Annotated in this window: 11 protein-coding genes; 5 read left to right on the top strand and 6 right to left on the bottom strand. The window is 43.0% G+C overall.

Going from position 1 to position 12,404, the window contains the following annotated elements; translation table 11 throughout:
• Window positions 1–59: 59 nt before the first annotated feature.
• On the bottom strand, window positions 60–1,217 hold the full coding sequence (locus PR799_RS00285) for an iron-containing alcohol dehydrogenase (protein WP_272520969.1): 1,158 nt from the start codon (window positions 1,215–1,217) through the stop codon (window positions 60–62).
• Window positions 1,218–1,502: 285 nt separating this feature from the next.
• Here PR799_RS00285 and PR799_RS00280 point away from each other — a divergent pair, with 285 nt between their 5' ends.
• The 3 genes from PR799_RS00280 (at window position 1,503) to PR799_RS00270 (ending at window position 4,456) form a co-directional block, all read left to right on the top strand.
• Window positions 1,503–2,768 (top strand): M24 family metallopeptidase, encoded by a 1,266-nt coding sequence (locus tag PR799_RS00280; protein WP_272520968.1) that lies wholly within the window; start codon window positions 1,503–1,505, stop codon window positions 2,766–2,768.
• A gap of 37 nt (window positions 2,769–2,805) precedes the next feature.
• On the top strand, window positions 2,806–3,468 hold the full coding sequence (locus tag PR799_RS00275; RefSeq protein ID WP_154626906.1) for a CerR family C-terminal domain-containing protein: 663 nt from the start codon (window positions 2,806–2,808) through the stop codon (window positions 3,466–3,468).
• A gap of 103 nt (window positions 3,469–3,571) precedes the next feature.
• Window positions 3,572–4,456 (top strand): 4Fe-4S binding protein, encoded by an 885-nt coding sequence (locus PR799_RS00270; protein ID WP_272520967.1) that lies wholly within the window; start codon window positions 3,572–3,574, stop codon window positions 4,454–4,456.
• Between the two features lie 64 nt (window positions 4,457–4,520).
• On the opposite strand, the gene PR799_RS00265 is transcribed toward PR799_RS00270, so the two are convergent.
• Both PR799_RS00265 and PR799_RS00260 read right to left on the bottom strand, forming a co-directional pair.
• Window positions 4,521–5,414 (bottom strand): alpha/beta fold hydrolase, encoded by an 894-nt coding sequence (locus PR799_RS00265; RefSeq protein ID WP_154603808.1) that lies wholly within the window; start codon window positions 5,412–5,414, stop codon window positions 4,521–4,523.
• Window positions 5,415–5,550: 136 nt separating this feature from the next.
• Window positions 5,551–5,826: an MFS transporter gene (locus PR799_RS00260; RefSeq protein ID WP_154626912.1), complete on the bottom strand. Its 276-nt coding sequence runs from the start codon at window positions 5,824–5,826 to the stop codon at window positions 5,551–5,553.
• A 26-nt stretch (window positions 5,827–5,852) separates the two neighbouring features.
• Between PR799_RS00260 and PR799_RS00255 the strand changes: the two genes are divergently transcribed.
• Window positions 5,853–6,050 carry a hypothetical protein gene (locus PR799_RS00255; RefSeq protein ID WP_272520966.1) on the top strand — a complete coding sequence of 66 codons (198 nt, stop codon included), beginning with the start codon at window positions 5,853–5,855 and terminating at the stop codon, window positions 6,048–6,050.
• A 54-nt stretch (window positions 6,051–6,104) separates the two neighbouring features.
• Here PR799_RS00255 and PR799_RS00250 read toward each other — a convergent pair whose 3' ends face one another.
• The 3 genes from PR799_RS00250 to PR799_RS00240 form a co-directional block, all read right to left on the bottom strand.
• On the bottom strand, window positions 6,105–6,734 hold the full coding sequence (locus PR799_RS00250; RefSeq protein WP_272520965.1) for a helix-turn-helix transcriptional regulator: 630 nt from the start codon (window positions 6,732–6,734) through the stop codon (window positions 6,105–6,107).
• An 85-nt stretch (window positions 6,735–6,819) separates the two neighbouring features.
• Entirely contained in the window at window positions 6,820–7,788 is a 969-nt protein-coding gene (locus PR799_RS00245) for a threo-3-hydroxy-L-aspartate ammonia-lyase (RefSeq protein ID WP_272520964.1), read from the bottom strand.
• A gap of 44 nt (window positions 7,789–7,832) precedes the next feature.
• Window positions 7,833–8,264 carry a RidA family protein gene (locus PR799_RS00240; protein WP_272520963.1) on the bottom strand — a complete coding sequence of 144 codons (432 nt, stop codon included), beginning with the start codon at window positions 8,262–8,264 and terminating at the stop codon, window positions 7,833–7,835.
• A 388-nt stretch (window positions 8,265–8,652) separates the two neighbouring features.
• Between PR799_RS00240 and PR799_RS00235 the strand changes: the two genes are divergently transcribed.
• Window positions 8,653–12,387, top strand: coding sequence for a DUF4132 domain-containing protein (locus PR799_RS00235; RefSeq protein ID WP_272520962.1), 3,735 nt, complete (start codon window positions 8,653–8,655; stop codon window positions 12,385–12,387).
• Window positions 12,388–12,404: the final 17 nt, after the last annotated feature.

Here is a 12,404-nt window from a genome sequence, read left to right as displayed (position 1 = left end):
AAAAGAGCGCAAGGGAATGCGCTCTTTCGAACCTTCAACCTTTCAATAAAATGCGGTCATTATAATGAAGCGAGATAAATTCGGCGGCTCACTTCAGGGGTAATATCACGATGTTCTCCGAGAGTCACCATGCTATGCGCCACAAGGCTTTCGACTAAAGGCTCTACGATTTCTTGGTTGAGCTGATAATCTTTAAAGCGTGTTTTCACTTGCATTGATTCGAAAAAGTCTCTTGTTAATTCAATGGCTTTGAGTGCTTTTTCTTTTTCGCTACCGTCACGGATATCCCAGACACGTTCCGCATACTGTGCCATTTTCGCTTGTTTCTGAGGCAGTTTTTCTTCCATTAAGGACGGTAGGATGATGGCTAAGGTTTGGGCATGATCTAAACCGTAGAGAACGGTGATTTCATGACCTAACATGTGGGTAGCCCAGTCTTGAGGTACGCCAACACCAATTAAGCCATTTAACGCTAATGTTGCTGTCCACATTAAATTGGCGCGAACATCGTAATTGGTTGGATTTGCTAAGGCTTTCGGACCAATATCGATCAAGGTTCTCAGTAAACCTTCAGCAAATGCATCTTGAACATTGGCATTCACAGGGTAGGTGAGATACTGCTCGATAACGTGTACAAACGCATCCACAACCCCATTACTGATTTGGCGAGGCGGTAATGTGTAGGTTTTAACGGGGTCTAAAATAGAAAATTGTGGGAAAACTTTGTCACTCATAAAGGCTAATTTTGCATGTAATTCCTCACGGGTGATCACAGAGCCTTTGTTCATTTCAGAGCCAGTTGCAGGGAGGGTCAACACTGTACCAAAAGGTAATGCGTGTGCAATAGTGGCGCCACCGCGGGTCACTACTTCCCATTTATCGCCAGCGTAATTGACTGCTGCAGCGATAAATTTAGTGCCATCAATGACGGATCCACCGCCAACGGCCAGTAAAAAATCATAACCTTCGCGTTCAATCTGCGCGACAGCTTTGATTAAAGTTTCATAGCGAGGGTTAGCTTCAATCCCACCAAAATAGCCAATTTGGCGATTTTTCAATGCGTTAGCAACTTCATCGAGGGTGCCATTCTTGCGAGCACTTTCACCGCCAAATAGCACAAGGACTTTTGCATTCGTGGGAACCAATCGGTCCAATTCACTGATTTTACCTTCACCAAAAACAATGCGCGTTGGGTTGTAAAACTCAAAATTATTCATATACAAACCTTTGGTTGGGAATGGTAGGGGATGTCATTTGGCATCGGTTAGGGTTAAAAACGTTGAGATTGCACTAGTATACACTCGAAACTATTCAAATGATGATCAAAAAGTTTGATTGGAACTTGGTTTATTTATCGCTGTATTTTCAACTCGTTATCCGTTTTCTGGCAAGTAATTTTCAATAGATAGCACTTAATGCTCATGATTAATTTGATTTCAGTATCATTGCGATCAATATTTAATTCATTCGAATGAATTAAATATAATATAAACGAGGAAATTATGATGAATTCAATGATACCCGCTGCATTTACCTTACAAGAGCGCGATAGACGATGGAATTTGGCTCGCCAAATTATGAAAGCGCATGATCTTGAAGTTTTGATGGTGTATGGCGATAGGGAATCGGCTGCGCCCGCGCCATTTTGTATCGACCATTATTTTACCAATGACAGGCTGGGCTCTGTGGTGCTGTTCCACCAAGATAAAGCACCGATAGTGGTGACATTTGCGCCGATGATGGTGGCCGATCATATGCAAGCATCTATGCGTAATGATATGCAATGGATTTCACCAGAACAGATCATGGTAGGAAAAACAGGGCGTAATATCGGCAATATTTTGATTCAGTTAGGGGTATCGACGAAGGCTCAGATAGGCGTAATTGGTCTTGAGCCATATCCGCCGTTCTATTTCGATGGCGCAATGCCATTTAATACGTTATCTGGTATTAAGGAGCAGTTACCGAATGTGAGTTTTGTGCCGGTTTATAAAGCCTTTTTCCAATTAGCTTCAGTCAAAAGTGATGAAGAAATCGCGCATATCAAACATGCAGCCATGATTGGTGAAGCTATGAGTGAAGCGATGCGTAAAACAGCTATCCCCGGAAATACCGAAGCAGATATCGCCGCGGCTGTGACCTCCACATGTTTATCGATGGGGGGATTTACGGCGGAAATTTTGATGGGGTCAGGCCCTGAATATATAGGTTGGGGGCAACCTGCATGGCAATATCGCTCGCAAAAACCACGGGAAATACAATATGGAGATATCGTATTAACTGAAATTTTCGCATTGTATGGGATGTATGAAACTCAGCATCAAGCTGCGGTGGCGGTCGGGAAAATACACCCTAATATTGAGCGAGCAGCACAAGTTTCGCGAGAATGTTATGAGATAGGTGTAGAGAATCTCAAAGAAGGCATTACCTTTGGGGAGTTGGTGGACAAGATGGAACAACCATTATTAAAGGCAAAAGGTTGGCATGTTCATCCGCTTATTCATAGCATTAATCCTTATGGACCAATTGGCTTTGGTATGGCTCCCGGAATTGAAATATTACCATTAGCACAAAAATATGGGTATATAAGCCGGTTACCGAATCCTGGGCGTGAATTAGCCTTAAAAGCAGGAATGACATTTGCGTTTGAACCTAATTGTGCCTTTGATTATCATTTATGTAATTTAGGCGGTACCGTGATTGTGGGAAAAGACAAGGGGATAGAATTAAATAATAATTCGACGCATTTAATGCGTGCCGACGTATAATATGTCTCATTTAATGTAATTAGGGTTTCAGCTGCATATGACAGAAATAAATAAGAACACACTCTCTTCGGAGTTGACGAAAGAAAAATTAATCAATGAAGGCATCAAACAGTTTGCTCTTTATGGTATTAATGGCGTAAGAACTCGTCAACTGGCTGAAAGTGCGGGAGTTAACCAATCTGCCATCCCTTATCATATGGGTGGAAAGATGGGGGTCTATGCAGCTGTTATCCATAAAATTGCGGCAGATCTTGCCCAAATGAGCAATGTGAGCGTATTTGATGTGCAGTTTGAGCAGTTAAAATCACGGGCAAACCATGAGGTAGCCGAGGTTGAATCATTACTCCGGTTATTAATAAAAGGGCTGGGATTAGCGTTGTTGTCGCCGGGGCATGAATATTATTCCATATTAATCCTAAGAGAGCAGTTGGAGCCTACCGAAAACACCGAGATTATTTTTAAAGAGTTTATTGAGCCTTTTCATTCTCGATTAACGTCACTTATCCAATTTATTACGAATGAAGATCAGGCGACGGCGATTATTTCAGCACATGCTTTAATTGGGCAAATTTTGGGATTTGTGATTGCGAAAAAATCACTCTTAAAACGCTTGAATCAAAAAAATATTGATAAAGATTTATTGGATAAAATCCTAGAGCAAGTGAGTATCTTTGCGTGTAATGCCATCATATCTCGTTAATTTTTAATTTATGTCATGTTAATTTTAAGCCGTTGCATTAAGATGATAGAAAGCGATTAAGCTTAATTATCAAGGGTAGACATTAAAGGTAAACGAATAAATTATGCGGCGGTTCATTCAACTAGATCTTCCTCCAGAACCTGTTATTAATGAAAAGTGTGTCCATAAGCGCTTGAAAAATAGTGTTTGTGACAACTGTGCGAGCAGTTGTCCAGTGGGCGCGATTTCTTTTGGTTTTATGGATGCGAAAATTGATAATGAACTGTGTTATCAATGCGGTAACTGCCTGTTTACCTGTCCAGTCGATGCGATTGATAATATTGCCCCCCATGAACGAACCTACCAAAATGGTTTTTTGGTTATCAGCCATGATGAACCTCTCGCCAGCCCTGAAGAACTGATTGTTTGGCATCGTCAATATGCCATTCGAGGTATACAAATTCCTGAACCGCTGGTCGACAAATGGTTGCCTGCCTTAGCTGCATTAAATTTAAAATTGGAAGCATTACAAGAGCCTATTTGGAGTTTGACCATCACCAAACCTGCTGAAGTGGACAGTGGGCGTCGTAGAATGCTTTTTCGTCAAAAATTAGATAGTCAGCCATTAGACAGTGGCAAGGTCAAAACGGGATTGAATGCCAGAAAACAGTTTTATCCTGAAGATAGCTGGTTCCATATTGCATTAGATACGGGGAGCTGCATTTTATGTGGCGCGTGCGCGAAAGTGTGCGATGAGCAGGCGATAGAGCTTGAAGACCATCAATTTAGTTTAGACGATAAGCGTTGTACAGGCTGTATGAGTTGCCAAGTGGTCTGTTTCCCAAAATCAATTCAAGTTCATCCTCATGTTGCAAAAAATAGCGAACCACAGCATTTCCATTATTTCGATGGGGCATGCCAAAAATGCCAATTACCTTTTTCGGCATGGACTGCGGAAGAAACTCTGTGCCCAATTTGCGCACAACATAAGCAGCAAGGCTGGTTATAAATACACAATTTAATGTATAAAATAAGCGCCTTTATTCAGGCGCTTATTTACAAACTTAACGTTATTAATTCACTTCACTTTCTCGCATATTCTCAATAATCATTTCAGCAATTTGAGGGTTTAATGCGGCTGGCGTATCGTGCCCCATACCTTCAATTACTTCTAATTTTGCCGTTTCAATATTATCAAAAATATCTTGACCTGAAGTGACGGGGAATAATGGGTCAATAGAACCGTGGATCACCAGCGTTGGGGCAGTGATGGCACCGAGGAGAGGTCTTAAATCACCCGTTACTGCAACGGCAGCTAACTGACGTTTAGTTCCTTCAGGGGAGTAATTACGCTGGAATGCTTGTGTAATATAGTCACGGCAATTTTCTTCATCGAACGGCACGCACGTTGAACCAATACGACGGTAAAATGCGAGTTGCCCAGCAACATAGCCGTCAAAATCTTGTTTAGGATCTACGCTAGGAGACATTAGCATTTTCATGACATCCGGCTCGCTTTGCGGCAATTGAGGATTGCCCGTTGATGACATAATTGGGCAAAGTGAAAGAGTGCGGTTCGGAACTTTTGATGCAACCACTTGCGCTATCATGCCCCCCATTGAACGCCCTACAATATGGGCTTTCTCAATGGATAAGCTATCTAGCAAGGCGATAATATCATCGGCCATTTCAAATAAGGTGTAGGGAACATCGACATGCTCGCCGTTTTGTAAGCGCTCAGCCATTTCCCCAATATTTAGTGGCGGGTAATTATCTAAATGTGGCGATAAACCCGCATCACGGTTATCGGGACGAATAATATAAAAACCTGCATCGGCAATTTGTTGGCAAAATTCTGATGTCCAACTAATGTTATGCCCACCTAACCCTGCAATAAGTACGACTGCTGGGTGTTCTGGCTGACCAAAGGTATCGTAATACAGTGTTAATGGTGCTGTTTTTGTCATTTTATTTCCCTATTTTTGGTGATAGCTATTTATGCAATAACTCAGCAAGAAAGGCTAGCGCTAAAAAAAACAATCGTTACTAATTTAAACGCCATTTACTTTAGTTATTAATAATAAATCGACTTTGTTAGAGAACTTAGCGAGCTTTTTTCTGGTAATAATTGATCCCTAACAGCGTAAGCGCAGCCACAAATGACAATACCGCAACATGTAAATTGCCAATTAACCCATACAGTGAGACGAAAACACCGCCAAGCGCAGAGCCTAAGGCGATTCCGCTATTAAAAAAGGCAATATACAGGGAGCTTGTGGCTTCAATATTATGGGCGCTGTAACGCATCATCCAAGTCATTAAAGTGACAGATACGCCACCATAAGCAATTCCCCAAAGCACCATAGTGGACCATGCCATCCTTACACTCATTGGAAAGAATATATATGCGCCTGACATTGAATGACACACAGGCAATTTTGGATGCCAGTATTGAAGGTGAGGGGATTTGCCAATTAGGGGCTTTCTTAATGGGAACCGCTATTCAGCAAGGGCGGCTGCGTTCAATATTGAGTGAGTTTTCTCTTCAAGAATCATCGAGTTGCGCATATATCTCACAAAACGTTATTTGCCGCTTAAAGTGAGCTACTTCCTAACATTGATCGATGAATGCTGGCAAAAAAAGCGATTTGGGACATTTAACTGTCTTTCTTGGCATATAAATAGACCGAAGCCCGAGAAACTCCAAGGTGTTGCGCGATGGTATCCATGGATTTTTTAATATCAAGAAGGCCTTCTTTGCGTAAAATTTCGATTAAAGCAACACGGTCATCCGCTTTCAAGGTACGCGGAGTGGCGGCAATGGAAGCCGCATATTGATCGATGCGAGTACGGATTGCTTCGCTGCCATTAGGTTCCAGATGCTCTTTAACGGGGCTGCATCCCACTTCTGTAAATTGTGACAGCATGCTTTGCATACTGCGAAATTGGGTCATATCTATATTGAGGCATAAAGCAGCAACATATTGTCCAGTTTCATCTTTGATGCCGATGGATGTGCTCTTGGCTGGGCGCCCATCTGGAAATTGATTGGCATAATTGGCGATGATATTGGGGAAATCGGCGGATTCAATACGGGCGAGACCCAATTCGGTTGTCGGTTGACCTTCTTTACGACCAGATAGATTGTTATGAATCGAAATAATCGAATGCTCAGGGTTTTTCAGATCATGGACAACCACTTCACAGAAAGGGGCGAAGGTTTCACTTAACCCCTGTGCTATGGCTTCAATTTGTGCCAATAAACTGTTTTCTTGTGGCTTAGCCATAACTCTACCCCTTCGTCTATTTTGGATATCTCTTTAAATATTAAACTATTTTTTTCAATTCTAATAGAGAAGGGGCATAAATTGCTTAAGCTAACATTAATTCTGCGAAGCGCTTAATGTCCACATTTCCGCCGCTGATAATAATCCCAATGCGTTTGCCGCGCAGCTGTTCTTTCATTTTCAAGGCGGCAGCGAAAGAGAGGCAACCGGTCGGCTCCACAATCATTTTCATGCGTTCAGCATAGAACTTCATGCGATCGACTAATTGCGCATCGGTCACGGTTAAAATGTCATCCACATTCTGTTTGATCAGCTCAAATGTGTAGTTTCCAACATGTTGAGTTTGAGCACCATCCGCGATAGTTTTCGGAGTTTCAATATGCACGATTTTCCCACTACGGAAAGATTGCTGCGCATCATTGCCCGCTTCAGGTTCCACACCGTAAATTTTGCAATTTGGTGATAAAGCTCGTGCTGCCAACGCACAACCAGACAGTAATCCACCACCGCCGAGACAAACAAATAAGGCATCAAGCTCGCCAACTTCCTCGAACAGCTCTTTCGCGGCAGTACCTTGACCCGCAATGATATCCACATGGTCGTAAGGTGGGATGATGGTCAATCCCTCTTTTTCAGCTAGCTCTCGACAGAGTTGCTCTCTATCTTGGGTATAGCGGTCAAATCTGATGACTTTAGCGCCGTAGCCTTGGGTGGCGGCAACTTTGACTTCTGGAGAGTCAATTGGCATTAAAATGGTGGCCGGAATCTTCAAAATTTGCGCCGCCAGCGCGATACCTTGCGCATGGTTTCCTGACGAAAATGCGATAACTCCCGTTTTCTTTTGCGCAGGGGTGAGCTGTGAAAGGGCGTTTAACGCGCCGCGAAATTTAAATGCCCCCATACGTTGGAAGTTTTCACATTTAAAGAATAACTCAGCGCCAAACTCATTGTTGACTGTCGTGGACGTCATCACTGGGGTTTTGTGTGCAATACCTGCAATACGCTGTGCTGCGGCTTCGACATCTTGATAGGTCGGTAATGTTAATTCAGACATGATATACCCCATTATTAAATGGCTGATTGGTAATAACTTGATTTTTATAACAATGAACTTGCCGCTACAGCGGTTGCTTCAATTTCGACCCCCGCACCAAAATGCAGTTCACGGACACCCGCAACAGCGCGAGCAGGACGAAACTCGCCAATCCAATTGGCATAAATTTGATTAAACACCGGCCAATTGTCCATGTCCGCGATATACACCCGAACCTGAACCAATTGTTGCCGACCGACACCACTGGCAGATAAGCAAGCTTCTAAATTTGCTAATACCAGTTCAGCTTGCTCGGCAAAGGGAGCGTCCGCATGCACATTTCCTTGGCTATCCGTGGGCAATTGCCCCGATACAAACACGAAACCATTCGCCGTGACGGTGTGTGAATAGTGCCCTCTTGGTGGAATCAACTGGGAAGCATTAGTGTAAACAATATTGCTGTAAACGATATTGGTAGAAACGGTATTTTGGCTCATTGATTTTCCTCATTCGGAAATTTGATTTATACAATTAATCTAATATTAGACTACATGTTTAGTCAATGGCTTTTTTGCTGTTTAAATGAACTAAAAATTTTCGTCAATTTGCCGATGATATCTGTGCAGATCAGTCTAAAAATGGGAAAAATTGTTATAGGCGGTATTTTGCTCACAACGTCATATATTACTGACCAATCTTCCATAATAGGGAGGATTTGACGCAAGAATTGGGAAAATAGCGGGGGAATATTTAAATTATTGGTATTTAATTCCAGATGAATAATTAAGCAGTAAAGTTAAATAATCAGGAATAAGAATAATCAAATTGAGATGAATAACTAAAAATGATAAGAAGTTGTTATATAACTACATTTAGGAAATTAACATGGCTAAAATTACCTTTGACCTTCTGGCTATTTATGGCGAAAAAGGGGAATCCGCAGGATTACAATATTTACAAGAATCCCTGCTTCCTTTCGCTGCATTTGAAGAAAGTTTACCCAAATCGCTCTTTGATTATGTGATAGAGGGTAAATCCCCTGAAATTCTCATGAAACTGGGGCAGTTGGACAAAGAGAAAGCCACAATATTATTAGACAAACCGGGAACGGTGGATTGGTGGTGGGGAAGCCACAGTTTTGATGCTGGCTCGTATAGCAAAGTGATCCGCCAAGGTAAGAATGCCCGCCATAAACTGTATTCCAAAGTGGGTGATGATATTACGCCAGCACAGATCGCGCGTTTTGCAAAAGTGATCGCGGCGGCTTGCCAAGAGGTGAATATCAAAATTCTGACGCCAGAGTTACCGTCTTGGATGCTGTATTTACTGTGTGATGCGTTTGTAACCACCTTTGAAAATTCACGCCATGCTAAATATGAACACCGTAAACACTGGAACTACGATCTGCTCAGTCAGTTAGTGGAAAATGAAGCTGAACAAGCGGGTAACACTTTGTTATACGGTATTTTTGATCGACAAAACCTGTCTGATTATCACTACGAAAATATGGCTTTATTGTTCGCTATTCCAGGTTTGAAAGAATACTTAATTGCTGAGCAAGATTTTATTCGCCAAAGCCTGCTGAGCAATTTATCCGCTTGTGGTCAGATTCAATTGATTGATACGCTGAAAAAAGACGAAGCGCTGTATAGTGTGTTTGCCGATATTCTCGTGTTATTGGCAACCAGTTCACTGAAAACCGTGCGCTCAGCGGCTGAGCCAGTGATGTCTATTCTGCCGGAAGAGGCAGTTAAAACCCATTTAACCAAAGTGTTGCTTGAAGGAACACCGAAACAGCGTACGCAAGCGGCGGATCTGTTTGCCCGTATTGGTAAAGATAGAGATATTCTTGAAGCGGCATTGAAAGTGGAAACCAACAAAACTGTCCTCAAGAGTATTGAAAGTGCGATTTCTCGTTTTGATGTGATGGATTGTGCGAGCGAAGTGGAAGCGGTAGAAATTCCAGACGTTATCCCGATGGACGATACGCCACTGCCAGCAAGCGCAGTCGATATTTTGGTATCTAACTTCCGTGAAATGCTGCAAAAAGCGAAAGAAAATGCTGAGCGTGAACTGGAAGAAAATAAGCAAGAAAAGCATAAATACACGTGGTCACAACGCCATTACAAAGAGTTCAGTCAACACAGTGAAGATGAGTGTGCTGGTTTACTCGCTAAATTAAACTCGGGTGTCGGGGTGATCACCGATCATGAATATAATGTCATCAAGCACAAAGAGCGCATTAATAATTTACCGGAATTCACGCTATTCCACGCGTTGCGTTTACTGAGTCATAACCGCTCTGATGTTGAGCATTTTTCTCACTATCAACTCACTCGTGAAGTTCCCGTCCGCATCCTGTCGCAGCTCGATTTACGTCAATTAGAAAAAGGGCTTGAGCAGTGCCATTTTAAAAATGCGAGCCGCTTAATTGCTGACTTATGCCTGCGTTCATACAGTGATGGATTAGGATTATTTAGAGCACCGGAACAAATTTGGCCGTTCTTTATGCAGTACCCTGATTTCTTAAGTGAAGCGCTGGGTCTTATCCCGCAGCACCAAGGGCACCGTTATTACCAAGAGTATGATGCGTCTAATGCAGTCACTATTTTAGGGAAATACCCAACCATTCCTGCGCGATTCATTCCTCGCATTATGGAACTGGCATTGGGTGAAAATAAAACCCACCGTCTAAGCGCTCAAAAACTACTGGAAACCTTACCAAGCATTCACGTCAATGCGGCCGAAGGATTGGATTCTGGTAAACAAGAGATCCGCGTCACTGCCATCGAATGGTTAGCTCGCTTGAAACACCCAGATTCACTAAAACCGCTGTACGCGTTGCTGAAAAAAGAGAAGCGCGAAGTGGTTAGAGCCGCATTATTAACGGCGTTAGAGCAATTTGGCGAAGATATTTCTGGTTACTTAGCCCCGAAAGTTCTGTTGGCTGAAGCGCAAAAAGGCTTAAAAGCCAAGGCACCGGCTAGCATGGCGTGGTTTGATCTGGATGCCATCCCAGACATGACTTGGCAAGATAATAAAAAGGTGGATGCGGATATCATCCGCTGGTGGATCATTCTCGCGGTGAAATTAAAAATGCCAGCGGGTAACGGCCTATTACAGCGCTATATCAGCTTATTGTCATTAGACAGCCAGCGTAAGTTAGGCAGTTTTATTCTTAATAGTTTTATTAGCCAAGATGTGGCGGGACCATCACTGGAAGCGGCGATGGCAGAAGCCGAAAGAGACGCTCCATCACGCTTGAAAAACTACCAAGATTGGGTAAAACGCTGGCCAGAATATTATGCCAAGTATGAGAACTTCACACTCGAGCAGACCATCAACGAAATTAAAAACGAAGTTTTAGGCCGTTATTTAGGCTCGGCGATCAGTGAAAAAGGGATGCTTGCGCTGATTTGTGGTGTGGAGGGACATGTTGCCGTAACTATGCTGCGTAACTATATGCGAGACCATTACCAGCGTCGCGCTCAAATTGAAGCGATGATTGACGCGATTGCCGTCAGTAACGATCCGCTGATCATCCAGCTATTACTGTCATTATCGCGTCGTTATCGTACCGCATCGGTCCAAGAAAAAGCTCGCGGATTAGTCTCTGACATTGCGCAGCGTAACGGTTGGAGCGCGGATGAACTGGCAGATAGAACCATCCCAACTGCAGGTATGGACGAAACTGGCACCTTAGTACTGGAATATGGCGATCGCACATTTACTGCTAAACTCGATGCCCAACAAAAACTGGTGTTATTTAACCCAGAAGGTAAAGAGATTAAAGCGTTGCCCGCGGCACGTAAAACCGACAACGAAGAGTTGATTAAAGAGTCGAAAAAACTCCTGACATCCAGCAAAAAAGAGCTTAAGCAAGTTATTGAATTACAGACTGCGCGTCTGTATGAAGCGATGTGTGCAGAGCGTCTGTGGAGTACTGCAGATTGGCAGGAATACATTCAAAATCACCCAGTGATGCGTGGATTGATTGAACGACTGGTTTGGTTAGAAGTGAAAGATGGCCAAGTGATCAACCAATTCCGCCCATCCGATGATGGTTGCTTATTGAACCTCGATGATGATGAAGTCGAATTAAGCGCAGATTCCAGCATCAAGCTGGGTCATGCGGCGTTACTGTCTGATGCAGACCGTAAAGCGTGGATTGTCCACTTTAAAGATTACAAAGTTAAATTCCTATTCTCGCAGATGGATCACACCATTCCAGATCTGGCGTTAACACTAACCGAAATCGAAGATAGAAAAGGCTGGCTAACGGATACCTTCACCTTACGCGGCGTGTTAACCAAAATGGGGTATCAGCGCGGTCAAGCGGAAGACGGTGGAAGCTTCTGTCATTACTTCAAATATTTCTCCAGCCTAGATTGCTATGTATATATGGAATTCAGTGGTAGCTATGTCCCAGAAGAAAATATCCCTGCGGTATTGTACTCCTTGAGTTTCGACCAAGCACAAAAAAGTTCATGGGATAGAGGCTATGTGGAACTGAAAAACGTACCGCCGATCTTATTAGCAGAAAGCTATGCGGACTACCTGAAAATCGCGGATGCCTGTAGCGGTTTTGACCCTGAATGGGAAAAGAAAACCCCTTGGTAATCATTGAGTAATCGACG

The sequence above is a fragment of the Providencia sp. PROV202 genome (assembly GCF_028479565.1).
Taxonomy (GTDB): Bacteria; Pseudomonadota; Gammaproteobacteria; order Enterobacterales; family Enterobacteriaceae; genus Providencia; species Providencia zhijiangensis.
Note: the sequence above shows the minus strand (reverse complement) of the source record. Positions and strands in the feature narration are given on the sequence as shown.

What these genes read in the sequence shown, in the direction of transcription:
- PR799_RS00240 (WP_272520963.1), bottom strand. Translation starts at nt 8,264, where the DNA reads ATGAGCCAAAATACCGTTTCTACCAATATCGTTTACAGCAATATTGTT.
- PR799_RS00285 (WP_272520969.1), bottom strand. Translation starts at nt 1,217, where the DNA reads ATGAATAATTTTGAGTTTTACAACCCAACGCGCATTGTTTTTGGTGAA.
- PR799_RS00265 (WP_154603808.1), bottom strand. Translation starts at nt 5,414, where the DNA reads ATGACAAAAACAGCACCATTAACACTGTATTACGATACCTTTGGTCAG.
- PR799_RS00280 (WP_272520968.1), top strand. Translation starts at nt 1,503, where the DNA reads ATGATGAATTCAATGATACCCGCTGCATTTACCTTACAAGAGCGCGAT.
- PR799_RS00235 (WP_272520962.1), top strand. Translation starts at nt 8,653, where the DNA reads ATGGCTAAAATTACCTTTGACCTTCTGGCTATTTATGGCGAAAAAGGG.
- PR799_RS00250 (WP_272520965.1), bottom strand. Translation starts at nt 6,734, where the DNA reads ATGGCTAAGCCACAAGAAAACAGTTTATTGGCACAAATTGAAGCCATA.
- PR799_RS00260 (WP_154626912.1), bottom strand. Translation starts at nt 5,826, where the DNA reads ATGGCATGGTCCACTATGGTGCTTTGGGGAATTGCTTATGGTGGCGTA.
- PR799_RS00255 (WP_272520966.1), top strand. Translation starts at nt 5,853, where the DNA reads ATGCGCCTGACATTGAATGACACACAGGCAATTTTGGATGCCAGTATT.
- PR799_RS00245 (WP_272520964.1), bottom strand. Translation starts at nt 7,788, where the DNA reads ATGTCTGAATTAACATTACCGACCTATCAAGATGTCGAAGCCGCAGCA.
- PR799_RS00270 (WP_272520967.1), top strand. Translation starts at nt 3,572, where the DNA reads ATGCGGCGGTTCATTCAACTAGATCTTCCTCCAGAACCTGTTATTAAT.
- PR799_RS00275 (WP_154626906.1), top strand. Translation starts at nt 2,806, where the DNA reads ATGACAGAAATAAATAAGAACACACTCTCTTCGGAGTTGACGAAAGAA.